The organism is Serratia sp. YWN4, from assembly GCF_055790845.1.
Map to the genome: position 1 here is coordinate 3,194,821 of NZ_CM147696.1, position 23,838 is coordinate 3,218,658.

Below are 23,838 nucleotides of genomic sequence, written 5' to 3' on the forward strand. Positions count from 1 at the left end.
GCAACTCGAATTATTTAGGGCATATTCGCATTCACAATTAAAAGGTCTGGGTTTATTTCGCCACGGCGTCAATCACCGTCCCTTCAGGTATCGGCGCTCCTTCTGCAACCTTTAAATTTTTTTAATTTTTCGGCAATGGCGCAAATAACGCCGCTTTTCCCTCTTCTACTGCGCCATCGATTTTCTGATTTTGCCGTAAACTTTTCTGCTACTGGGCCGATAACGCTGAAAGTGCATAATTCATTGACCTTGGGAGAATCACGAATGGCATCGATCAGTTCATTAGGCATCGGTTCGGGGCTGGATCTTAACGGTTTGCTGGATAAACTGAGCCGAGCAGAACAACAGCGCCTAACGCCCTATACCACTCAGCAGAGCAGCCATAATGCCAAACTGACCGCCTACGGTACGCTGAGAAGCGCGTTAGAAAAGTTCGATAACTTGAGTAAAGACCTAGCCAAACCTGACTTCTTTGACAACACCACCGCCAGCGCTCACGATCAGTTCAGTGTCACCACCAACGCCAAATCGGTGCCGGGCAACTACCGCGTTGATGTGCTGCAACTGGCTCAGCCACAAACCCTGACTTCCACGGCCGATATCAAAGATCAAACTGCCGCATTGGGCACTGACGGTGCCGCCGATCGCTCCCTTTCCATCACCGCAGGCTATCCCCCTAAAAGCGTGACCATCTCGCTTAGCGACGGCCAAACCTCGCTGGTAGAAATGCGCGATGCGATTAACGCGGCTAACGCCGGTGTTAAAGCCACCATCATGCGCGTAGGGGATAACCAATATAAGTTGGCGATCGGCTCGTCTACCTCTGGAGCAAACAGCCAGATTGCTCTTCAGGTTAATAACGACGATCAATTGGGTGAGGTGCTCAATTACGATCCGGCTAAGGGTAGCGCTAACCCGATGTTCGAATCGGCCAAGGGGCAGGACGCGAAAATCAACGTCAATGGCACTGAAATTACCCGCAGCACCAACTCCATTGCCGATGCATTGCAGGGGGTAACGCTCGATCTGAAGTTCACCACCAAACCCGGCGAGCCGCAAAACCTGATCATCAGCGCCGATAAGAGCGGTTCCGCAGATAAGATCAAGAGTTGGGTTGATAGCTATAACGCACTGCAAGATACCTTCAATTCCCTGACTAAATACACCCCGGTCAAAAGTGGTGAAAGCCAGAGTAGCAAAAACGGTGCCTTGCTCGGTGACTACACGTTGCGGGGTATTCAGTCATCAATTAAAAGTGCCCTCAGCGCCGCGCAGGATAACCCTGAACTGAAAGGCTTGGGCAACCTCGGCATTACCACCAATAGCAAGACCGGCAAGCTGGAGCTCGACAGCGACAAGTTGAAAAAGGCGCTTGAAGAAAAACCGCAACAGGTAGCGAATTTTTTTGCCGGTAACGGTAAAGACAGCGGTATGGCCACCGAGATCCACCATGAAATACAGAACTATATTAAAACCGATGGCTTGATTGAGGAATCCACCAAGAGTATCAACAGCGATCTCAAAGATCTGAGCGATCAGATCACCCGCGTCAGCGACAGTATTCAAAGCACCCTTGAGCGTTACAAACAGCAATTTGTCCAACTGGATGCCATGATGTCAAAACTGAACGGTACCAGTAGTTATTTAACCCAACAGTTCTCAACTAAGTAAGAGCTTTTAACTAGGTAAACATAGCATGCATAACCGTAGCGGAACTCAGGCTTACGCCCAGATCGGTCTCGAAAGCGGCGTAATGAGTGCCAGCCCGCACCAGTTGATCGTGATGTTATTCGACGGGGCACTCAGCGCCCTGCTGCGTGCGCGCATTCTGATGAATCAGGGGAATATCGTCGGCAAAGGTCGGGCCATTTCGAAGGCGATCACTATTATCGATAACGGCCTGAAGAGTGGGCTTAATCATGAGCATGGCGGGGAAATTGCCGACCATCTTGCCGCGTTATATGACTATATGAAACGCCGTCTGATGCAGGCCAATCTGCATAACGATGTTGCAGCGATTGAAGAAGTCACCAAACTGCTGGAAAACATTGCCGACGCCTGGCGCCAGATTGGCCCGAACTATCAACCTACACAGGAGGTCGTATAATGGAACAGCGACTGTTATCGGCCTATCAACAGATTTACAACCTGAGCAGCCAAATGATTGCCCTGGCGCAGTCCAGCCAATGGGAAGCTCTGGTTGAACTGGAAATGGTCTACGTTAAAGCCGTGGAAAGAACCGCTGATTTTGTCAGTGTCTCTGGATCATCCATAGCATTGCACCACAGGCTGCAGCAGATCTTGGACAACGAAATCGAATTGAAACGATTATTACAACTGCGTATGGATGAATTGAAAGTATTGATTGGGCAGTCCACGCAACAGAACGTCGTCAACAACACCTACGGGCAGTTCCATGACCAGGCTCTGCTATTAGGGGAACCACAGCCAAGATGATTCCTGTGCAATATACTCTTGTTTAAGCACGAAATAGCACCAAACGCTATTATTAGCCTGCTGTGTAATAACATCAACGTACAGTATTTGAATGGCTCAAAGGGTAGGTAATATTCCGGTCATGATTCTTTCTTTTATGGATAATTCCCCTTTCGAACGGGGCATTCTCTGTTCATTTGGCCGTGCCCCACAGCAATGCGTGGACATCAACAGATGATGTCACCCGCGGCGACGTTGCCACCCCCTAACAACGATTGAACCGCGAGAATAGTCCATGTGCCTGCACCAGAAAATCAGACAGGGTGGCCCTGCATGTTAACTGGACTTAACCAGCAAAATCGTCAACAGGATTAGCGCAATCAGCATAATAAAACTGAAAAAACGCCATCTCATCTCACTTTTCGTACTCATCGCCTTCCCTACATCAGATATATTCAGTTAAAGAAAATGTTTCTTAACATCGCAATGATTTGTATTAGTAACAAACGCTTTCAATCATTTTTCGCTCACCGATTATAGCCCCCAAGATATTAAAAAAACAGACAGAGATCACTTAAAAGTCGCTCTGTTTCAGTAAAAAATAACCCCCCAATGCCCTGTTTTTTTTATATTCATTCGCCTATTTTCAGTTAAAACATAAATGTTATCTGAATGCTTAAAACCAAGTTGAACTCTCAGGTTATTTACCGTATGAACCTGCTCCTACTGCTCTATATTTCTTCACTTCCACCAATAAGACATTCCCAAAGGAGTAATCTGTGAAAAAAGGTGCTTTTGGGATGCTACTTTCTGAGTTGCTCCCCCTTTTTTCCGCCGGTGTTCACACTGCTATTCAGTTCAATACAAGAGCATACGCAATCACGACAGCTGCAAAAACCCAGGTATCTCATTGCTAGAAATGCTCGACAGCCTGATGCCTCTCCGCTCAATGCATATTTGCTATAAATACTTTCTCCTTGTAATTAATTAAATTATGTATACTTATTTTAAATAAATAAGAAAAACACATTGTGTAAATGAAACCAAAAGCAGGGTAAATCCTATAAAAAACAGGAAAAAACCTATTTTCAGATAATTACATTGACAGTTCGTTCGATTAGCTTAAGTATTAGCTTCACTAATCAATTATCATGGAGGGTAGTGAGATGGAGTTTTTGGTGGCATCCCTGATGGCCCTGTGTATATTTTCATTTAAAAAGCATTCTAATATCATTGATGCAAAGAAAATTGGTACCTCGCGCAGAAAACATCGGCGGCGTTCAAAGAATAGACTTTCTTTAATATATTAAGAAATACAACCTGATACCTGAATATAATTTCTAGAACATTGTACATCGCTCTTTGTGCTTATTAAAACCGATAGCGCTTCAGACCATAAAAGTATGTTTTACCACTTAGCTATCCCCTCATATGAGTGAGGCATGGTACGGCTTCTGAGGTATGATCTCCGTTATTGACCCGCTAATAACGAGCAGACAATCTCCATGCTTAACCACGAAATAATCCTTAACCACATTGATGACATATTCGGGCAGGACATGCATGCCAAGCGTGTATTGTCGCTCGCCAATGCAACCCACGGGGTGATTGAGTCGGGCTCATTGGCCATCCATGCAATTGGCAATGGGCTCTCTTTGGCAAGCGGCCTTGAGCGAAAGCACGCCGTCAAGCAGGTTGATAGACTGCTCACCAACACTAAACTAAACGTCTGGAGCCTGTTTGATGACTGGGTTCCCTATGTGGTGGCTGAACGTACTGACATCGTCGTCTCCATGGATTGGACTGAGTTTGATACTGATGACCACAGCACCCTGGTTATCAGCTTGCAAACCAACCATGGACGCAACACGCCGCTCCTGTGGAAAACCCACCAGAAATCCTTGCTCAAAGGGCAACGCAACGCTCATGAAAAGGCGCTGTTAACCAAGCTCAGGAAGACCTTGCCGCAAGGGGTTTTTGTCACCGTCGTGGCGGACCGTGGCTTCGGTTATATGGCGTTGTTTGAACGTCTTGAACAAGAGTTGGGTTTTGCCTATATCATTCGTTTTAAAAGCAATATTCTCGTTGGCTACCCAGGTATGGCTCAGGTGCCGGCGACTGAATGGCTTACCCCGACCGGGCGAACTCGCACGCTCAAAGAGGTGGAGCTTACCGGGCAACGACAGCGGGTCGAGCGGGTCTATTGCTGTCACAAGAGCGGTATGAAAGAGCCGTGGTTTCTGGCGAGTAATCGCGTCGATTTGAGCGCTGCCAAGGCCTTGAGTCTGTATGGTCAGCGCTGGGGTATCGAGAGCAGTTTTCGGGACATCAAGGACTACAGATTTGGCATGGGAATGGGTCAGGTTCGTGTCAAAAATCCGGCACGACGCGACCGATTATTTCTGTTCAGTGCGCTGGCGATAGTCCTGTTGACGCTGCTGGGCAAGGCGGGTGACAGCGTGGGTCTGGAACGAACGATCAAGGTCAATACCAGCAAAAGCCGAACGTATTCATTTTTCCGACAGGGTGTCATCTACTATCAGTTGCTGCCTAAAATGAAAGAAGCCTACGCGACGTTGTTGATGGAGAAGTTTACTTATTACCTGAGGCAGCATCGGTTATATACCCGCACACTTGGAATTATTTGAGTCTCTAAAAATGAGGGGATCATTAAGGTTTTACCAGCCATTTTATGTTGCAATAGTGTTACTTTTCAACTAATTAGCAACTTAAACGCCAGGGAATGCGTTTGATTACTGTTCATCTGTCAATCAATTTTAGACAGGCAGTTCAGACTCAACGCCACCGAACGTTTTTCGACTACACCGGCATATTCATAATATCCTGATAAGCCGCTACCAGCTTATTACGCACTTGTACCCCCAGTTGCAGCGAAACCGACGATTTCTGCAAATCAACCATCACATCATTCAGGCTGATACCCGGCACACCCAATGCAAAACCCTGCGCCTGTTGGCGCGCGCTCTGCTGGGTGTCACTGATTTTACCGATGGCGGCCTTCAGTTCACTGGCAAAGCGGGTACCCTGCGCCGAACTGCCCGGTACCACGCCGCCAGCCCGTATCGCCGTAGCCTGCAACTGTTGCACAACCCCTTCAATGCTCTGAATTGCCATAGTGACCTCAATACGTCATTTGCGCCTGTTGTACAGCCTACCACTGCGTTTTCCGCTTAAAGCGGTTAAATGGCGGTAAAAAAACCGGCTTATCGCGCCATCAATCTGGGTCTTGAAAGCGAATAATGGCGTGCCTAGCGAAGGGGAAGCCCTTTTATCTATCAGCCCGTAAAGCTATCTGTCTCAGGGAGCCTGCTTTGTCACCACACAACGCTAACCCTCATACTGAGAATCTGTCAGCATGAGTGCCTCAAGCAGCACCGGCGCCGCCCAGGATCATGGTTTTCCAGCCATGTGGCACCGCCTGCGTGCCAGCCCGAAAATTCCACTGCTGATCGCCGCTTCTGCCGCGATCGCCACCGTGGTCGCGTTGCTGTTATGGGTGAAAAGTGCGGATTATCGGGTGCTGTACAGCAATCTTGGCGATCGCGACGGCGGGGCCATCGTCACGCAACTGACGCAGATGAACATCCCTTACCGCTTTACCGAGAACGGTTCGGCACTGATGATCCCGGCAGAAAAGGTACACGAAACCCGGTTACGCTTGGCACAACAGGGGCTGCCGAAAGGCGGTGCCGTCGGCTTCGAACTGCTCGATCAGGAAAAGTTTGGCATCAGCCAGTTCAGCGAGCAGATCAACTACCAACGGGCGCTGGAGGGCGAACTGTCGCGTACCATTGAATCGCTGGGGCCGGTACAGAATGCCCGCGTGCATCTGGCGCTGCCAAAGCCTTCGCTGTTTGTTCGTGAACAAAAGCCGCCTTCAGCCTCGGTCACCCTCACGCTACAATCTGGCCGGGCGCTGGACGATGGCCAAATCAATGCCATCGTGCATATGGTGGCCAGCAGCGTCGCGGGCTTGCCCCCTGCCAACGTGACCGTCGTCGATCAGGCTGGCCGCCTGTTGACCCAGTCCGACGGCAGCGGGCGCGATCTCAATGCGGCGCAACTAAAATATGCCAACGACGTGGAAAACCGCTACCAGCGCCGCATCGAAGCCATCATTGCGCCGATCGTCGGCAGTGCCAACGTGCGCGCCCAGGTCACCGCACAGATTGATTTTGCCACCCGCGAGCAAACCGACGAACAGTATCAGCCTAACCAGACCGCCGATAAGTCTGCGATACGTTCAAAACAGCTCAGCCAGAGCGAACAGCTTGGTGGGCAGCCGATCGGCGGCGTGCCGGGTGCCCTTTCCAATCAACCCAGCGCCCCCGCTAGCGCACCGATCGAAAAAGCCAAACCCGCAAAAGCAGCGAATACGCCAGCCAACGCCAATACCTCCACGGCAAATGCCAACAGCGGCCAGCCACAGAATACCCGCCGTGATGAAACCACCAACTATGAGTTGGATCGCACCATCCGCCATACCCAGCAAAAAGCCGGTGCGGTAGAGCGCCTGTCGGTCGCCGTAGTGATCAATACGCTGGGCACCGATCAAGACGGTAAACCGGTGCTCATGAGCAAAGAGCAGTTGGCCCAGGTGGAATCGCTGGTGCGCGAAGCGATGGGCTACTCCAGCAGCCGTGGCGATACGTTGAACGTGGTGAATACGCCGTTCAACGATGTGGAGCCCGTGCGCAGCGAATTGCCGTTCTGGCAGTCACAGGCGTTTATTGAGCAGGTATTCAAGGCGGGCCGCTATCTGCTGGTGCTACTGGTAGCCTGGCTGCTGTGGCGCAAGCTGGTGCGCCCGCAGCTGCAAGGCCGCCCAGTCGCTCTTGCCGCCACCCATCTGCCCGCAGCTGAGATCAACAAGCCCAACCACGAAGAGTTGGCGCTGCGTAAAAAATCGCAGCAGCGCGTCAATGCCGAAGTCCAGGGCCAACGGATCCGCGATCTGGCCGACAAAGATCCGCGCGTGGTCGCTCTGGTGATCCGCCAATGGATGAGTAACGAGCTATGAGCCTGTCAGGGACAGAAAAAAGCGCCATCCTGCTGATGACGTTAGGCGAAGATCGCGCGGCCGAGGTGTTCAAACATCTCTCCTCGCGTGAAGTACAGCAACTGAGCGGCACTATGGCCAGTATGCGCCAGGTATCCCACAAGCAGTTGGGGGAGCTTCTCACCGAGTTTGAAGATGACGCCGACCAGTTTGCGGCACTCAGCGTCAACGCCAACGACTACCTGCGTTCAGTGCTGATTAAGGCTCTGGGGGAAGAGCGCGCCGCCAGCCTGCTGGAAGACATCCTCGAATCGCGTGAAACCACCTCCGGCATGGAAACGCTCAACTTTATGGAGCCGCAGAGTGCGGCCGATCTGATCCGCGATGAACATCCGCAGATTATCGCCACCATTCTGGTGCACTTGAAACGCGCTCAGGCGGCAGACATCCTGGCGCAGTTCGACGAGCGCCAGCGCAACGACGTGATGCTGCGTATCGCCACCTTCGGCGGGGTACAACCGGCTGCGCTGGCGGAGTTGACCGAAGTGCTGAACAACCTGCTGGATGGGCAAAACCTCAAGCGCAGCAAAATGGGCGGAGTACGCACCGCCGCCGAGATCATCAACCTGATGAAAACTCACCAGGAAGAGGCGGTAATGGGTGCCATGCGCGAATACGACGGCGAACTGGCGCAGAAAATTATCGACGAGATGTTCCTGTTCGAAAATCTGGTGGACGTGGACGATCGCAGCATCCAGCGCCTGTTGCAGGAAGTCGAGGGCGAATCGCTGCTGATCGCCCTGAAAGGCGCCGAACAACCGCTGCGCGAAAAATTCCTCAAGAACATGTCGCAACGCGCCGCCGAGATCCTGCGCGACGACTTGGCCAACCGTGGCCCGGTGCGCATGTCGCAGGTGGAGAACGAACAAAAAGCCATCCTGCTCGTGGTGCGCCGCCTGGCGGAAACCGGCGAAATGATTGTTGGCGGCGGCGAGGACACCTATGTCTGATCGCCTCAATACCCTGCCCTGGCAGCGCTGGTCGCCCAAAGATCTGGCCGCACCCACGCCGTTAACTGAGGCAGAACCACCGCCAGAGATTGAACTCATCCCGCAGAGGAACGCGGCCGATGAGCAGCAACGGCTGGAAAGACTACGCCAGCAGGCGCAACAGCAGGGCTATACCGAGGGCCAACAACAAGGTTACGCCGCCGGTTTTCAAACCGGGCTGGAGGAAGGGCGTCAGCAAGGCATTGCCGAAGGCCAGCAGCAGCAACAGCCGCTGACGGAACAGTGGCAACAGCTGGTCAGCGAGTTTCAGCACACGCTGGATGCCCTCGACAGCGTGATTGCCTCGCGCCTGATGCAACTGGCCTTGACCGCCGCCAAACAGGTGATCGGCCAGCCCCCGGTCTGCGACGGCACCGCCCTGCTCGGCCAGATCCAGCAGTTGATCCAGCAGGAACCGATGTTCAGCGGCAAACCGCAGCTACGCGTGCACCCGGATGATTACCCGCGGGTGGAACAGCAGCTTGGCGTTACGCTCAGCCTGCATGGCTGGCGGCTGCTGGCCGATGGCCAACTGCACCCCGGCGGCTGCAAAGTCAGCGCCGACGAAGGCGATCTGGATGCCAGCCTGGCAACGCGCTGGCATGAGCTTTGCCGCCTGGCAGCGCCGGGAGAGGTGTAATGACCGTGCGACTCGGCCGCTGGCTGAACGCGCTGGATGCGCTGGAAAAACGCATTGCCCGTGCACCTGCGGTACGCCGCTACGGCCGACTGGTGCGCGCCACCGGCTTGGTACTGGAAGCCACCGGGCTGCAATTGCCGCTCGGAGCAACCTGCCTGATCGAACGCCATGATGCCGGTGCCATACAGGAGGTGGAAAGTGAAGTGGTCGGGTTCAACGGCCAACGGCTGTTCCTGATGCCGCTGGAAGAAGTGGACGGCATCGTTCCCGGCGCTCGAGTCTATGCGCGCATCGCCCCGGAAGGGCAAAGCGCCAGCAAGCAACTGCCCCTCGGCCCTGCGCTGCTGGGCCGGGTGCTGGACGGCAGCGCCAAACCGCTCGACGGTCTGCCACCGCCAGAAACCGGCTATCGGGCTCAGCTTATCACCGCGCCGTTCAACCCGCTGCAACGCACACCGATTGAGCAGGTGCTCGACGTCGGCGTGCGCACCATCAACGGTTTGCTCACCGTTGGGCGCGGCCAGCGGATGGGCCTGTTCGCCGGTTCCGGCGTCGGTAAAAGCGTGTTGCTCGGCATGATGGCACGCTATACCCAGGCCGACGTGATTGTCGTCGGGCTGATCGGTGAACGTGGCCGTGAGGTGAAGGATTTTATCGAAAACATTCTGGGTGCCGAAGGCCGTGCCCGTTCGGTGGTGATCGCCGCTCCGGCCGATGTTTCGCCCTTGCTGCGCATGCAGGGTGCCGCCTATGCTACCCGCATCGCCGAAGACTTCCGCGATCGCGGCCAGCACGTGCTGCTGATTATGGATTCGCTCACCCGTTACGCCATGGCGCAGCGCGAGATCGCCTTGGCGATCGGTGAACCACCGGCTACCAAAGGCTATCCCCCGTCGGTGTTTGCCAAATTGCCCGCGCTGGTGGAGCGCGCCGGTAACGGCATCAGCGGCGGCGGCTCGATTACCGCTTTCTACACGGTGCTGACCGAGGGTGACGACCAGCAGGATCCGATCGCCGATTCGGCGCGCGCCATTCTCGACGGCCACGTAGTGTTAGCACGGCGTTTGGCGGAGGCCGGGCATTATCCGGCTATTGATATCGAAGCCTCGATCAGCCGGGCGATGACCTCGTTAATGGATGAAGAACACTACCGCCGGGTACGGCAATTCAAGCAGATGTTGGCCAGCTACCAGCGTAACCGCGACTTGATCAGCGTGGGTGCCTATGCCGCAGGCAGTGACCCGTTGCTGGACCGCGCCATCACGCTGTATCCGCAGATGGAAGCCTATCTGCAACAGGGCATCTTCGAACGCAGCGGCTACGACGATGCCTGCCAGCAATTACGGCAACTGATCCTGTAACCAAGGGGAGTGAGCGCGATGAAAACACCATCACCTCTGATTATTCTGCGCGATCTGGCGCAGAGCGCGGTGGAACAGGCCGCACAGCAACTCGGCCAGGCACGCCAGGCGCAGCAGGCCGCAGAGCAGCAGCTCAGCCTGCTGCTTAACTATCAGGATGAGTATCGCCACAGGCTGAATAGCACCCTGTGCGATGGCATGGGCTCTGCCAGTTGGCAAAACTATCAGCAGTTTATCGGCACGCTTGAACAGGCGATTGTTCAGCACCGCCACCATGTGTTGCAGTGGAACGAAAAAGTCACTCACGCCGCCAAGCACTGGCAGGACAAACAGCAACGGCTGAACGCCTTTGACACCCTGCATACCCGCGCCTTGAGTGCCGAACAGGTGTTGGAGAATAAACGGGATCAGAAACTGATGGATGAGTTCGCGCAACGCAGTACACACAGGAACCTCGCCCAATGAACCTCAACCTTGCGGCTGGCCTGCTGGCGGCTGGCGATAATCTGGCAATAGGTGAAACCGTTCTGCCGCTGAGCGATAGCGAGCTGTCGTCGGCCTTTGCCCAACTGCTCGGTGAACGTTTTTCGCCCGAGAGGAAACCGAGCGGCAAACTGACGGCGGCACCGTTACAGGCTGCGGCTCCCGACGCACCGGCGTTAAGCCGCAGCCCTCTGTTGGAGCAAGCTGGCTTGCTGAGCCGCACAGAAGAACCCCAGGCTGCGTTGATTGACGCCAGCCATCAGCTTGATGAAAGTGAAATCCCATTACCACCAGCCGCCACGCTGCAAGCACTGTTCGCCATGTTGCCCGCAGCACCAGCGCCGCAACCCATCAGTTCAGAAGCGATTGTTGAGCAAAACCAGCCTGAAGCCACGGATTTGCTGAGCACGCTGAATGATCAACCCACCGCACCAGCGCCAAACCAGGCCCAGCAGAAAGCACCTGTAGCCGTTGCCGATAAAACCCCGCTGGCGGTAAAAGCCGATCCAACCCCGCTCACGCCCGATAACCAGACTGGCCAAACGCCCACGCCAACCAAACTCGCCGCCGAGCCTGCCCAACCCTCACCGCCGATCGCTCATGCTTCCCCACCAGCGGTTGCCAGCCCGGTAGCCGCCACCACAGCGGCGAGCACACCGCCAGCACCTCAGTTGCCTGCGCCACTCGGCAGCGCGGAATGGCAACAGGCATTAAGCCAACAGGTGCTGCTGTTCCAGCGCAACGGCCAGCAAAGTGCCGAACTGCGTCTGCATCCGCAGGAGTTGGGCGCGCTGCAAATCAGGCTGACACTCGACGACAAGCAGGTGCAGTTACATATTGCCTCGACACAGGGTCAGGTGCGTTCGGCGGTGGAGGCCGCGCTGCCGCAGTTGCGCCAGGCACTGGCGGAAAACGGCATCAACCTTGGCCAGAGCAGCGTTGGCGGCGAATCGCTGCCATCACCGCAGCAAAACTCACACAACGGCGGGCAGCCTGCGTATCGCCAGCAGCACGGCCGCGCGGAACCCCGTATGCAAAACCTTGATACCCCAGCGACCTTGCAGGCGATGGCCCGTTCGGTCGAAGGCGTGGATATTTTCGCCTAAACGCCCAATCTGGCGCGCTTTTCTCCACCTATTCTGGCTATTGCCCAGCAGGATAAGCGAGATAATTCGCTTATATGTCATGCGTGAGTTTTTTGCACACCGCCACCCTAATGGATATTACATCATGTCTGAAAACTCCCTGCCGACAGCACCCAAAAAGCGTTCGTTCCAGGTGATCCTGCTGGTACTGATCGTCCTTGGCGCCTGCGGGGCCACAGGCTACGTTTGGTGGCTGATGCAACCACAGAAAGACGGTAAGTCTACCGCAGCGGCGCAAAAGCTACCTCCGCCCGCGCCGGTGTTTATGCCGCTCGACACCTTTACCGTCAACTTGGTCACGCCGGATAACAACCCCGATCGCGTGCTGTATATCGGCCTGACGCTGCGCTTACCCGATGAAGCCACGCGCCAGCGGTTAAACGATTTTCTGCCGGAAGTGCGCAGCCGCTTGCTGATGCTGCTGTCGCGGCAGGAAGCTGGTCAACTGGCCAGTGAACAGGGGAAACATCAGTTGGTGGTGCAGATCAAAGAAGTCCTCGGTACACCGCTGGTCAAAGGGCAGCCTAAACAGGCGATCAGCGATGTGCTATTCACTGCCTTTATACTGCGGTAATCCTCTATGGGCGACAGTCTTCTTTCACAGGCCGAGATCGACGCCTTACTCAACGGTGAAACCGAAGGGGAGCAGCCCGCTGCGGCCATTGGCAGCGAGAATGAGATCAAACTTTACGACCCGAATACCCAGCGCCGCGTGGTGCGTGAACGGCTACAGGCGTTAGAGATTATCAATGAACGCTTTGCCCGCCAGTTCCGTATAGGGTTATTCAATCTGCTGCGCCGCAGCCCGGATATTACCGTCGGCCCGATCAAGATCCAGCCGTACCATGAATTTGCCCGCAATCTGCCGGTGCCGACCAACCTCAATCTGGTGCATCTGAACCCGCTGCGCGGCACGGCGCTGTTCGTATTTGCCCCCAGTCTGGTGTTTATCGCCGTCGATAACCTGTTTGGTGGCGATGGCCGTTTCCCGACCAAAGTGGAAGGGCGGGAATTCACGCCGACCGAACAGCGGGTGATCAAACGCATGCTGCGCCTGGCGCTGGAGGCCTACGGCGATGCCTGGAGCGCCATCTACAAGCTCAACGTGGAGTACGTACGTGCCGAAATGCAGGTCAAATTCACCAATATCACCACCTCGCCGAACGACATCGTGGTCACCACGCCGTTCCAGGTGGAGATCGGCGCGCTGAATGGCGAGTTCAATATCTGCATTCCGTTCGCCATGATCGAACCGCTGCGGGAACTGCTGACCAATCCGCCGCTGGAGAATTCACGCCAGGAAGATAGCCATTGGCGGGAAACGCTGGTGAAGCAGGTGCAGCACTCGGAACTGGAGCTGATTGCCAACTTTGTCGATATCCCCTTGCGCCTGTCAAAAGTGCTGAAACTGCAACCCGGCGATGTGTTACCGATTGATAAACCGGAGCGCCTGATCGCCCACGTCGACGGCGTGCCGGTGTTAACCAGCCAATACGGCACTCTGGATGGGCAGTACGCCCTGCGCGTTGAACATCTGATTAACCCCATTTTAAATGCTCTGAATGAGGAACAGCCCAATGAGTGATCCTAAGCAACCCTCTGGCGAACAACCGGGATCCGTAGACGATCTGTGGGCTGATGCGTTTAACGAGCAACAGGCCGCCGCGACCACCGAAGGCGTATTCAAATCGTTAGAAGCCCAGGAGGCGCTTGGCAACCTGCAAGATATCGATCTGATTCTGGATATTCCGGTCAAGCTGACCGTCGAACTGGGCCGCACCAAAATGACCATCAAAGAACTGCTGCGCCTGTCACAGGGTTCCGTGGTAGCGCTGGACGGCCTGGCCGGAGAACCGTTGGATATCCTGATCAACGGCTATCTGATCGCCCAAGGCGAAGTAGTGGTAGTAGCCGATAAGTTCGGCGTGCGCATCACCGACATCATTACCCCTTCCGAGCGCATGCGCCGCCTGAGCCGCTGATGAACGCCCACGCCGCCGTGCCCACCCAGAGCACTCAGCAGCAGCCGGTTACCGCACTGCCCACCGGTTCAACGCTGATGCAGGTCAGCAGTGCGCTCGGCGCAATCCTGCTGCTGATTGTCTTCGCCGGTTGGCTGTTCCGCCGCTTAGGGTTTGCGCCCCAGGTTCACGGCAATAAAGTGCTCAAACTGAAAGCCAGTTGCCAAGTGGGGCAGCGTGAACGGGTGGTCGTGGTCGAAGTGGATAACACCTGGCTAGTGCTGGGGGTCACCGCCCAGCAGATCACCCCACTGCATACCCTACCGGCCCCGACCAAAGACCACACGGCAGAAACAGACACGCCACCGGCGGATTTCCGCCAGATCATGCACAGCGTGCTGAAGCGCCGGGGGAAAGCGCGATGAATCCACTGCCGCTGCTTGCCGCTACCCTGTTGTTGCTGAGCCCAGCGGCTTTGGCCCAATTACCCGGCCTGATCAGCCAACCTTTAGCCAACGGCGGCCAAAGCTGGTCATTGCCAGTGCAAACCCTGGTGTTGCTGACCTCACTCAGCTTCCTGCCCGCCATGCTGCTGATGATGACCAGCTTCACCCGGATCATCATCGTGCTGGGCCTGCTGCGTAACGCGCTGGGCACCCCTTCGGCCCCGCCGAATCAGGTGATGCTGGGGCTGGCGCTGTTTCTGACCTTCTTCATCATGTCGCCGGTATTCGACAAGGTATACCAGGACGCTTATCTGCCCTTTAGCCAGGATAAAATCAGCATGGAGGTAGCGTTCGAGCAAGGTTCGCAGCCATTGCGTGAATTTATGCTGCGCCAGACGCGGGAAACCGATCTGGCCCTGTACGCCAAACTCGCCAACCTGCCGCCGCTGGCCGGGCCGGAAGCAGTGCCGATGCGCATTCTGTTACCTGCTTATGTCACCAGCGAGTTGAAAACCGCCTTTCAGATCGGCTTTACCGTCTTTATTCCGTTTCTGATTATCGATCTGGTGGTCGCCAGCGTGCTGATGGCGCTGGGGATGATGATGGTGCCACCCGCGACGATCTCATTACCCTTCAAGCTGATGCTGTTTGTGCTGGTCGACGGCTGGCAGTTGCTGCTCGGCTCGCTGGCGCAGAGTTTTTATAGCTAGGCCGGTGCCCCGCCCCTCACCCCGGCCCTCTCCCTCAGGGAGAGGGGGCGCTCTGTTCAGCATTGTGGTGTGGGTTTTAGCCAGGCTAACCCCGTGGCGGCTGACCAGTTCCCTCTCCCTCGGGGAGAGGGTTAGGGGAGTATCACCGAACTACAAGCCCCTCACCCCGGCCCTCTCCCGCAGGGAGAGGGGGCGTTCTATTCAGCATCGCGGTGGGAGTTTTAGCCAGGCTAACCCCGTGGCGGCTGACCAGTTCCCTCTCCCTCGGGGAGAGGGTTAGGGTGAGGGGTTAGCAAAGGGCTGCAGGATTATGCAGTCTTGCGCTCAACTGACCGGCACTTCGCCAAAAGGAGGATTTTCATAGTGGAGAATAACGATGACACCTGAATCAGTAATGACACTCGGTGCCGAAGCGATGAAAGTGGCGCTGGCGCTGGCCGCCCCGCTGCTGCTGGCGGCGTTGATCAGCGGGCTGGTGGTCAGCCTGCTACAGGCAGCCACGCAGATTAACGAAATGACGCTGTCTTTTATTCCCAAGATCCTGTCGGTGGCCGCCACCCTCATCATTGCCGGGCCGTGGATGCTGAATCTGCTGCTGGATTACATGCGCCTGCTGTTCAGCCATCTGCCGCAGCTGATTGGCTAATCATGCTCACCTTCGACAGCGCACAGCTCAGCGTCTGGCTCAGCCAGTTTTTCTGGCCGCTGCTGCGCGTGCTGGCGCTGATCGCTACCGCGCCGTTATTCAGTGAAAAACAGATCGGCAAACGGGTAAAAATCGGCCTTGGCGGGCTGATCGTGTTGCTGATCGCCCCGGCGTTGCCCAGCAGCAATATCCCGATTTTTTCCATCACCGGCCTGTGGCTGGCGGTGCAGCAAGTGCTGATTGGTGTGGCGCTCGGGCTGACCATGCAGTTTGCCTTTGCCGCCGTGCGCCTGGCCGGAGAGGTGATCGGTATGCAGATGGGGCTGTCGTTCGCCACCTTCTTCGATCCTGCCGGTGGCCCCAATACGCCGATCCTGGCGCGGTTGCTGAACCTGCTGGCGATGCTGCTGTTCCTGAGTTTTGACGGGCATCTGTGGCTGATCTCCCTCTTGGCAGACAGCTTTTACACGCTGCCGATCCAAGCTCAGCCGCTTAACGGCAACGGCTTTCTGGCGCTTGCGCAGTTGGGTTCACCGATCTTTATCAACGGTATGATGCTGGCACTGCCGCTGATCTGCCTGCTGCTGACGCTCAATCTGGCACTCGGTTTGCTCAACCGCGTCACCCCGCAACTTTCGGTATTCGTTATCGGTTTTCCGGTCACCATGACCATCGGCATTCTCACCATTGGCCTGATGATGCCGATGCTGGCCCCGTTCTGTGAGCATCTGTTTGGCGAGTTTTTCGATCGGTTAGCGCTGCTGATAGGCGGAATGAAATAATAAAAAGGGGTACGGCACCGGGTTGTGTAGGAAGAAGTGCCGTACCAAAACGAAAAACGCAATTAACGATTGATCTGGAACAGCGACATCCCCTGCATATCACTGAAAGTCTTATACGACGCCTGCAACGCCGCCTGCTGCATAGAGTAAGACGAGATCGCTTCGACCACATCGGCATCAACCAGCGCGCTCAGTTGCCCCTGATGATAGGTGTTACTTTCAATACCCATATTGTCCAACACATCCAGCTCCTGTAATTGAGTACCCAGTACCGCACTGGTGCTCAGCACGTTGTTATAGGTGTTATCCAGGCCGCGAGCGGCCTTATCCAGTGCAGCTTTCACCTGGTCACGGGTGGCATCATCAGCTCCCTGCAATGGGGTTTTCAGGGCATCGAGCGCCATATCGATGCTTTTGAACACATTAACTTCTGAAGGGCTGCCATCCGGTTCGGGCTTGATATTGCGGGTTAACGCCATAAAGATCCCGCTGCCGCTATGGCCGATGGTCATGGTGCGGTTGGCATCCACCTGTTGTTCGATCGCTGAATGGCTGCCCTGATAAACCACCGTGCCACCCTGTTCGGCAAACGGCGGCTGATCGTTGGCATAACCGGCAAAAATATAGCGGCCATTGCCATCGGTGCTGTTCGCCTGGCTTAACAGTTGATCTTTCAGCCCCTGCAAGCGGGTGGCGAGCGAATCGCGATCGTTGTCACTGAGCGTACCGTCCCCGGCGTTGACGATCAGCGCTTTCATATCTTTGATGCCATCCGCCGCGCTGCGCAGCACGGTTTCTTCCAGCGAGATATTCTGGCGAGCGAACGTCCGCGCCAGCGCATACTGGCTATTCTCGGATATCGCCTGGGAGATCATCACCGCCTGTGAGGCTGCCAGCGGATCGTCCGAAGGTGAAATGACGCGCTTGCCGCTGGTGAGTTGCTGCCCGGCCTGCATCCACAGCGACTGATTATTGGTGACCCCCGACAGATTCTGCTGATAGATCATGCTGGTGCTTATGCGCATGGTGTGGGTTCCTCAAATTCAACGAATATTCAGCAAGGCGTCAAACATGGCGGTAGCGGTCTGAATCACCTGCGCATTGGCCATGTAATATTGCTGGAAACGCAGCAGCTCGCCGTATTCTTCATCCAGATTAACCCCGGAGATCGCTTGCTGCTGAACCTCCAGTTGTTTGACGATATGGGTTTGCGAAGTGCTGTTAACCTTGGCCGTGGCGGTCTGGTTACCGACGCTGCTCACCAGCCCGGCATAGGCGCCGCTCAGCGTTGCTTTGCCCTCCACCACCTTTTGCGTTTGCAGATTGAGCAGCTTCTTGGCGTTATCGTTGTCGCCCTTGCCACCGTTTGCTGCTCCCGCTGCCGCCAGCTTTGCCGAATCACCGATCGCCACTTTCAGGCTGCCCGCCACATCGCTGACCGGTTTAATGGTGAAACTGTCGTTCTTGTGCGCATGGCCGCCAACGCCGATCTGCAAACCGTCAAAACTTAACGTCGGTTTGCCGTCGGCATCGGTTCCGGCCATGGCTGTTACCTTGGCGCTGTCGGCAAGGCGCGTCACCTGCCATTCGCTACCATCAAACTCCATCCGGTAATCGCTGGCTTTAACTTTGCTGGTGTCGGTAAAAGCCACCAGCAAAGAAGCATTCCCGGTGTTGTGCGTATTACTGATGGCGTGCCCCCCCGCGAAGCTGAAGAAATCCTCGCCCGGATCGCCATTGATATCAAAACCCTGTCGGTGCTGCTGGTTAAAACTGCTCGCCAGCGCCAGCGCTAACTGCCCCAACTGATTGTGGGCGCTATCCAGCGATTCGTTGCGGAATGTCAACACCCCGCTGACGCTACCGCTCGCGATCTGGCTTTCAGGAATTTCACTGGCTCCGTTACCCCGGTTATAACCGAGCGTCAAACGGGCCGAATCTTGGCTCGAAGGTACGGCAACAACCTGATACGCAGCGTTGCCCTGCACCAGCGTCAGGCCATTGGCAAAGGTGACGGTATAGGCATCGCCGTCCTGCTGCGTCACCTGCACACCGACAATCTTATTCAGCTCGGTGACCATCTGATCCCGCTGATCCAGCAGCGCATTCGGTTCACTGCCGCCGCTGCTGGCACGCAACTGAGTGATTCCATCATTCAGTCTGGCGATCTGCTGGCTGTAGGTATTGATCTGCGTGGCGCTGTCGCTCAGTTGCTGATTCACCCCCGTCGCCATATCACGCAGGTATTTATCCGCATTGTTGAACTGATTCACCAGGCCGTTGGCTTTGCCCAGCACGGTCTGGCGCGCAGCGTCATCCCCGGCATTGCTGACCAGGTTTTGCAGGTTTTTGAAAAAATCCTCCATACCGCTCGCCAACGTATTGGTTTTGTTCGCCAACAGATTGTCGATCTGTGAGATTTTTTCAAAATAGCTGTTCTGGGCCGCAGCCTGACTTTGCGCACCGCGCAACTGCGTCATAATAAACTGGTTATATTCACGGTTAACCCCGGTCACGCTCGCCCCGTTACCGATAAAGCCGTTCATGGTGCCAAGGCCAGCGTTTTGCGTCAGGATCGCCATCTGGCGGTGGTAGCCCGCCACATTGTAGTTGGAGATATTGTTACTGACGGTACTGAGCGCCACCTGCGCCGCATTCAGGCCACTCATTGCGCTATTGATTACGCTGTTGGACATAGGGGTTCCTTATGCTGCGACCGCTGGATTCAATGATTCTGCTGAGCGTTGCCGCTTAGTCTGTATGGGTTATCGGCATGAGAGGGGGATACTTGAGGGGAACCTGACCTAAAGGTTGTCTCTTGTTTACATGACGGGTATTTATTTGAGGTCGCAAGGGGGTCATCAACGTTTATAACTCGAACACTTACGATAAAGAATGCAAAGTTTGGCTACAAAAATGGGCGAATTATCTCAACACACTGACGGAGTAAAAGTGATTGCGTGAACCAAATTTAATCCTGACTACAAGTATTAGCACCAGACATTAATTCATTTGTTTGGAAAATCGATTTGCAGTTTGCTTCCAGTGTTAGTCATGACTGCCAGCACCGGATTTTTCGGCGCACTCAAACCTGCCAGCACGATTCAAACCCAGCGAACCACCTGTTAACACACTAGTGCCTAATTTTACGACTAATGTTTGGCTATTGTTCATCATATTTATGCCATTCGGATTAAAGAGTTTTACAAATTATTTTGTAACAAAATGGAATCATCACACTAACAAATATGCAACCTTTAGTGCAATTATGGATTGAGAATGATGATCTAGAGTCACAAGACATGGTTACCACACTTCAGAATTCCTTTTCAACTTGTCAAAACTCAATGCTAGAACCGAGTTGAATCATGGGCACTAAGGAACAACTCGTTGATCGAAAAATCTGCGGCAGGGGCGATGCAGACTGAACAAGCTATCGGCGATTGAGGCGTGCATTGGCAACGTGAGTCGAAGCTCTGGGGGAAGGCAAGATGCAAGGGATGTCATGACGAAAGGGTGACACTCCATAGAGCTATTTAGCAACTACGACGTTACTAGCAACAGGATATCTGAAGGCTACGAAAAACAGGACAGCCTTGCGTGAAACATTCATTAAGTTGTTGTTATTTTAATGTAACGCTTCGGCTTATTTGTTCACTGAATGAATGCAAATCATTTGTTTTATTATTGTTGACGAAAAGTTACGCATGCATTACGTTGAAGAAACATTAGATAAATGAATGTAAATAGGATACGTAACATGTTTTCAAGGATACGGGCAGACTTTTCTGTCTCCGCAGCGATAGCGGGAATTATTGCTTTAGTAGCGACATACAGTGGCCCTGTTCTGATCGTCGTGCAAGCAGCGCAAGCAGGTAACTTATCACATGAACTTTTGTCCACATGGATCTGGGCTGTTTCAATTGGTGCTGGGGCACTCGGACTCTGGCTAAGCATAAGGCTCCGAATGCCTGTTATTGGTGCATGGTCTACACCTGGTGTCGCTTTGCTTATAACGGGTCTAGCGCATTATTCCTTTAGTGATGTGATCGGGTGCTACCTCGTGATCACAGTTATTATTGCTATTCTCGGGTTATCAGGAGTTTTTACCAAGCTGATCAAGTATCTGCCTGCACACCTACTTTCGGCCATGATTGCAGGCGTGCTTTTTGAATTCTGTGCCCGGATTTTCCTGTCTCTGCAGTCTACGCCCGCCGTAGTTTTGCCTGTCATCGTTACATACGTAATCTGTCGGCGCATCATTGCCCGTTATGCCGTAGCGATTGCGTTGGTAGTTGGCGTGATCGTGGCCTTACCAGGTACTAACTTTGCAGCCGAAGGTCTTAACTTACACATCGCGAAGCCCATACTGACTTACCCAACATTTTCCCTGGAATCGCTGGTTGGTTTGGGCTTGCCATTGTTACTGCTAGCGTTGACCCAATACGCGACCTCAATTCATATCCTGCGTAATGCTGGTTATGATATTTCGCCAAAATCAGTCGTCGGTACCAGTGGGCTGATGTCTATTCCGCTCGCATTTTTTGGAAATTCGGGGATTAATCCTGCCGCCATTGTTGGCGCAATGTGTGCTAGTTCGGAATGTCACGAAGACCCAAAAAGGCGTTATGTTTCCGGTGTTGTATGCGGGATAGGTTATCTATGCATTGGTGTCTTTGGTGCATCCGTTATTGCATTATTCGCCCGTTTGCCTGAGGGATTGACGACAACTCTCGCAGGTCTTGCCCTGCTTGGCACACTTGTGTCAAGTCTAGCGGTATCGCTATCTAACGAAAATCAACGTGAATCTTCTGTAATTACTTTCATTGTAACAGTCTCGGGCATGTCGTTTTTTGGCCTTGGTTCTGCCCTTTGGGGATTAGTCGCTGGCATTGTGTTTGAGTTTGCCCTATCACGCCGGAAAGTCAGTAGTGATGTGGAACAAAAGGACACTAAAACAGCGACCCGCTAGTTTTTATAATGTTGGCTTACTGGACGATATTTTATCGACTACTCGAGTTAAACCGACTTTCAACTCACCTGTGAGAAGTTGAGTTTAAATGCAAATTTTGCGAATTAATATGCAATGTATTGGCATGCGACATATCAGGAACATGTCGTTTTATAACTAGTAGGAATGGAGAAAAGACTAATGGCGACCGAAACCCGCCTCATAGGGCATATCAATTTCGATAATGTTTTGTTAAAGAACGATCTGAAGAAGCTTTCCGAACTGCCGATCATCAAAGAGCAATATGATGAATTCAGTTCGGGTACATGGATCAATCATTCGCTTTGGAACAGAACCGGTGAATGGACTGATACACAGTATTCTGACTACGGCCACCCAGCCATTAAAACTCAGGTCGGAACTGCAACATCGTATCTTAGTAAGATCATCGAGGAATGTTTCGATGTGGAGCATCTACGCATGGCTCGGGTGCGTAACTTGGTCAAAGGGTTGGTCATTCCGCACACCGACTTCTTGGAGCTTTCTGAAGAAAAGGATCGCTATGTCCGTATATTGATCCCGCTCGATACATGCCTCGATTCGTATCATACGGAAGAAAAATTCGGAGTATTCAGGATGAGAAAGGGCGATATATGGATTCTTGAGTCTACGGTGCCACATGCTGCATTGAATCTTTCCTTTGATAACCGTCGCATCCTTAGCCTCGACTTCCAATATGCGAACATTCCAAACCCGCACTATTCGCTGATCTTCAAGGATCAGTCGATTTATGACGAGACGCTCGCTCCTGCACTAGTTGCACGATCGAGTCTGGAACAGGATGACCTTGATGACTATCTGGATACTTTGTCAGAGCGTCTCAAGGAAAAAGATGATGCAGAGAAGATTTTGGTTCATCTGTCAGAAATACAGTTGCGTTTCGAGGCACCCGTCAGCGACATTTACAAGAATCTCATCGCCGTCGCACAACGGACAAAACGGCCGGAAATCATCGAACATTGCGAGAAAATGCAGGAGTTTTATATAGGCTCACGTGTTATGAACGAACGATTCCCGCTGCGCAAGAGCCTCTTCTAAATCGTAGGGTAATAATTGTCATTTCTCTGGTGGTGAGAACATGGTTACAATTTGCAACGGTGTACTCGAAAACATGCTATCGCCACTGTTTTATATACCAGTGGATGTTGGGCCTTCTGACGGCATAAATCCAGAAATCAGGAAGTTTTATGCTAAAGATAGCCCTGTTACGCAACAGCACGCATTCTGCTGTGTTCCAACTACACTTTGCTACGCTTCTTTTCAGCTTAGCGGGGATCATTGGTCAAGCAACGAGGGTCGATGCCATTATTCTGGTTGAAGCGCGTGCCAGCCTTGGCGCTCTGGCACTCATTTGCTTCGCTTTTTTCAAGCGAATTCCACTCCAAATCGACCGTTTGAAAATTTGGCACTTTCTCATTACTGGGTCACTGCTCGCCTTTCATTGGTACAGTTTTTTCTGCGCGATACATCTAGCAGGTGTGGCGGTCGGCTTGCTGACGTTTTCCTGCTTTCCAGTTTTCGTGATCTTGCTCGCACCGTATATCGACAGGTCTACTATTAGAATGAGCGACCTTAAGCTTGTACCAGTGCTGATGTTTGGATTGTGGCTGGTTATACCTCAGGTAAATCCGCACATGCGGGAGCTAATCGGTCCTTTATGGGGTTTGGCATCCGGGTTTTCGTTTGCTATCGTTCAACTTGCCAACCGTACGCTAGTGCAGAATACCCATCCAGTAAAAATTGCCGCTTATCAGAACGCATTTGCGGCTTTAATCCTTCTGCCTCTAGTCCACATGTCGATGATACCGGACTCATGGTACATCGGTGCCCAGTTATTGTTTCTTGGCCTATTTTGTACGGCGTTGTCCCACACGTTGTTTATCTCTAGCATGCGGTTTGTCAGAGCACAAACGGCAAGCCTGTTTGTTTATCTAGAACCTGTCTATGGTATCTGTCTGGCAGCGCTTTTTCTGCATGAGATACCTGATATACGTACCTTATTTGGAGGTTTCATTATTTTAGGTGCTGTCTTCATGGCGTCGAGATCGGCAGGAAGTCAGAATAACTGCTGAAGGTAAGCCAATTTCTCCTTGCAATATTGAATGGGTGTCTGGATGCCAGCGGACAAGCTAAATAACCAACAATTTG

General features: G+C 53.5%; 23 protein-coding genes and 1 pseudogene. 20 read left to right on the forward strand and 4 right to left on the reverse strand.

The window, feature by feature from the left end; translation table 11 throughout:
• Window positions 1–264 precede the first annotated feature (264 nt).
• From fliD to ACX9GT_RS15190, 4 genes are all read left to right on the forward strand, one after another.
• Complete coding sequence (fliD, locus tag ACX9GT_RS15175) at window positions 265–1,671, forward strand: flagellar filament capping protein FliD (RefSeq protein ID WP_473187567.1); 1,407 nt, start codon at window positions 265–267, stop codon at window positions 1,669–1,671.
• Between the two features lie 25 nt (window positions 1,672–1,696).
• Window positions 1,697–2,107 (forward strand): flagellar export chaperone FliS, encoded by a 411-nt coding sequence (gene fliS / locus ACX9GT_RS15180; RefSeq protein WP_473187568.1) that lies wholly within the window; start codon window positions 1,697–1,699, stop codon window positions 2,105–2,107.
• A complete protein-coding gene (gene fliT / locus ACX9GT_RS15185) occupies window positions 2,107–2,457 on the forward strand; it encodes a flagella biosynthesis regulatory protein FliT (protein ID WP_473187569.1) in 351 nt (116 codons plus the stop codon). Before fliS ends, fliT begins: the two co-directional genes overlap by 1 nt.
• Before the next feature lie 1,484 nt (window positions 2,458–3,941).
• Window positions 3,942–5,084: an IS4 family transposase gene (locus ACX9GT_RS15190; protein WP_473187570.1), complete on the forward strand. Its 1,143-nt coding sequence runs from the start codon at window positions 3,942–3,944 to the stop codon at window positions 5,082–5,084.
• A 172-nt stretch (window positions 5,085–5,256) separates the two neighbouring features.
• Here ACX9GT_RS15190 and fliE read toward each other — a convergent pair whose 3' ends face one another.
• Window positions 5,257–5,571, reverse strand: coding sequence for a flagellar hook-basal body complex protein FliE (gene fliE / locus ACX9GT_RS15195; RefSeq protein ID WP_473187571.1), 315 nt, complete (start codon window positions 5,569–5,571; stop codon window positions 5,257–5,259).
• 241 nt (window positions 5,572–5,812) lie between these two features.
• Between fliE and fliF the strand changes: the two genes are divergently transcribed.
• The 13 genes from fliF (at window position 5,813) to fliR (ending at window position 16,679) form a co-directional block, all read left to right on the forward strand.
• The gene (gene fliF / locus ACX9GT_RS15200; RefSeq protein WP_473187572.1) at window positions 5,813–7,477 is read left to right on the forward strand and encodes a flagellar basal-body MS-ring/collar protein FliF; all 1,665 of its coding nucleotides are present in this window, start codon (window positions 5,813–5,815) and stop codon (window positions 7,475–7,477) included.
• The gene (gene fliG, locus ACX9GT_RS15205; protein ID WP_459402298.1) at window positions 7,474–8,466 is read left to right on the forward strand and encodes a flagellar motor switch protein FliG; all 993 of its coding nucleotides are present in this window, start codon (window positions 7,474–7,476) and stop codon (window positions 8,464–8,466) included. The genes fliF and fliG overlap by 4 nt, the downstream gene beginning before the upstream one ends.
• Window positions 8,459–9,145 (forward strand): flagellar assembly protein FliH, encoded by a 687-nt coding sequence (gene fliH / locus ACX9GT_RS15210; protein WP_473187573.1) that lies wholly within the window; start codon window positions 8,459–8,461, stop codon window positions 9,143–9,145. The genes fliG and fliH overlap by 8 nt, the downstream gene beginning before the upstream one ends.
• Window positions 9,145–10,506 (forward strand): flagellar protein export ATPase FliI, encoded by a 1,362-nt coding sequence (gene fliI, locus ACX9GT_RS15215; RefSeq protein ID WP_473187574.1) that lies wholly within the window; start codon window positions 9,145–9,147, stop codon window positions 10,504–10,506. The genes fliH and fliI overlap by 1 nt, the downstream gene beginning before the upstream one ends.
• Window positions 10,507–10,524: 18 nt before the next feature.
• On the forward strand, window positions 10,525–10,971 hold the full coding sequence (gene fliJ, locus ACX9GT_RS15220; protein WP_473187575.1) for a flagellar export protein FliJ: 447 nt from the start codon (window positions 10,525–10,527) through the stop codon (window positions 10,969–10,971).
• Window positions 10,968–12,095 carry a flagellar hook-length control protein FliK gene (locus ACX9GT_RS15225; protein ID WP_473187576.1) on the forward strand — a complete coding sequence of 376 codons (1,128 nt, stop codon included), beginning with the start codon at window positions 10,968–10,970 and terminating at the stop codon, window positions 12,093–12,095. Before fliJ ends, ACX9GT_RS15225 begins: the two co-directional genes overlap by 4 nt.
• A gap of 124 nt (window positions 12,096–12,219) precedes the next feature.
• A complete protein-coding gene (gene fliL / locus ACX9GT_RS15230) occupies window positions 12,220–12,708 on the forward strand; it encodes a flagellar basal body-associated protein FliL (RefSeq protein WP_473187577.1) in 489 nt (162 codons plus the stop codon).
• 6 nt (window positions 12,709–12,714) lie between these two features.
• Window positions 12,715–13,719 carry a flagellar motor switch protein FliM gene (fliM, locus tag ACX9GT_RS15235; protein WP_473187578.1) on the forward strand — a complete coding sequence of 335 codons (1,005 nt, stop codon included), beginning with the start codon at window positions 12,715–12,717 and terminating at the stop codon, window positions 13,717–13,719.
• A complete protein-coding gene (gene fliN, locus ACX9GT_RS15240) occupies window positions 13,712–14,116 on the forward strand; it encodes a flagellar motor switch protein FliN (RefSeq protein ID WP_473187579.1) in 405 nt (134 codons plus the stop codon). Before fliM ends, fliN begins: the two co-directional genes overlap by 8 nt.
• On the forward strand, window positions 14,116–14,520 hold the full coding sequence (gene fliO / locus ACX9GT_RS15245) for a flagellar biosynthetic protein FliO (protein WP_473187580.1): 405 nt from the start codon (window positions 14,116–14,118) through the stop codon (window positions 14,518–14,520). Before fliN ends, fliO begins: the two co-directional genes overlap by 1 nt.
• Entirely contained in the window at window positions 14,517–15,251 is a 735-nt protein-coding gene (gene fliP / locus ACX9GT_RS15250) for a flagellar type III secretion system pore protein FliP (protein ID WP_473187581.1), read from the forward strand. Before fliO ends, fliP begins: the two co-directional genes overlap by 4 nt.
• 376 nt (window positions 15,252–15,627) lie before the next feature.
• Window positions 15,628–15,897: a flagellar biosynthesis protein FliQ gene (gene fliQ, locus ACX9GT_RS15255; protein WP_473187582.1), complete on the forward strand. Its 270-nt coding sequence runs from the start codon at window positions 15,628–15,630 to the stop codon at window positions 15,895–15,897.
• 2 nt (window positions 15,898–15,899) lie between these two features.
• Window positions 15,900–16,679 (forward strand): flagellar biosynthetic protein FliR, encoded by a 780-nt coding sequence (gene fliR / locus ACX9GT_RS15260; RefSeq protein WP_473187583.1) that lies wholly within the window; start codon window positions 15,900–15,902, stop codon window positions 16,677–16,679.
• Between the two features lie 62 nt (window positions 16,680–16,741).
• On the opposite strand, the gene flgL is transcribed toward fliR, so the two are convergent.
• From flgL to ACX9GT_RS15275, 3 genes and pseudogenes are all read right to left on the reverse strand, one after another.
• Entirely contained in the window at window positions 16,742–17,704 is a 963-nt protein-coding gene (flgL, locus tag ACX9GT_RS15265) for a flagellar hook-associated protein FlgL (protein WP_473187584.1), read from the reverse strand.
• An 18-nt stretch (window positions 17,705–17,722) separates the two neighbouring features.
• Window positions 17,723–19,375 (reverse strand): flagellar hook-associated protein FlgK, encoded by a 1,653-nt coding sequence (gene flgK / locus ACX9GT_RS15270; RefSeq protein WP_473187585.1) that lies wholly within the window; start codon window positions 19,373–19,375, stop codon window positions 17,723–17,725.
• 364 nt (window positions 19,376–19,739) lie between these two features.
• Window positions 19,740–19,853, reverse strand: a pseudogene (locus ACX9GT_RS15275) (glutamate 5-kinase); the annotation flags it as partial.
• 586 nt (window positions 19,854–20,439) lie between these two features.
• Here ACX9GT_RS15275 and ACX9GT_RS15280 point away from each other — a divergent pair.
• From ACX9GT_RS15280 to ACX9GT_RS15290, 3 genes are all read left to right on the forward strand, one after another.
• Window positions 20,440–21,651 (forward strand): benzoate/H(+) symporter BenE family transporter, encoded by a 1,212-nt coding sequence (locus ACX9GT_RS15280; protein ID WP_473187586.1) that lies wholly within the window; start codon window positions 20,440–20,442, stop codon window positions 21,649–21,651.
• 180 nt (window positions 21,652–21,831) lie between these two features.
• Window positions 21,832–22,728 carry an aspartyl/asparaginyl beta-hydroxylase domain-containing protein gene (locus ACX9GT_RS15285; RefSeq protein ID WP_473187587.1) on the forward strand — a complete coding sequence of 299 codons (897 nt, stop codon included), beginning with the start codon at window positions 21,832–21,834 and terminating at the stop codon, window positions 22,726–22,728.
• 149 nt (window positions 22,729–22,877) lie between these two features.
• Window positions 22,878–23,762 (forward strand): DMT family transporter, encoded by an 885-nt coding sequence (locus ACX9GT_RS15290; RefSeq protein WP_473187588.1) that lies wholly within the window; start codon window positions 22,878–22,880, stop codon window positions 23,760–23,762.
• Window positions 23,763–23,838 lie beyond the last annotated feature (76 nt).